1 protein-coding gene is annotated in these 269 nt (G+C 34.6%); it reads left to right on the plus strand.

What is annotated here, in order from left to right; genetic code table 11:
• Positions 1-269, plus strand: a 269-nt coding sequence (locus tag AB671_RS21885; protein WP_185114142.1) for a transposase, incomplete at both ends; no start/stop codon positions are given.

Consider the following 269-nt stretch of genomic DNA (forward strand, 5'->3'; position numbering starts at 1 on the left):
GATTATTAAAGGAACGAAAAGTGATATCGTTATAAAACATCTTTCAAAAATAAGTAGCAAACTTCGGAAAAAAGCAAAAGAAATCACTTTGGATATGGCTGGTTCTATGAAGCTCATCGCCAAAAGATGTTTCCCCAATGCAATAAAGGTTATCGACCGTTTTCATGTTCAGAAGTTAGCTATAGAAGCGTTGCAGGAAATCAGAATAAACCATCGTTGGGAAGCTATTGAACAAGAAAATAATCTTTTGGTGGAAGCAAAACAAAAGA

This window comes from Chryseobacterium sp. BGARF1 (assembly GCF_001677955.1).
GTDB lineage: Bacteria > Bacteroidota > Bacteroidia > Flavobacteriales > Weeksellaceae > Chryseobacterium.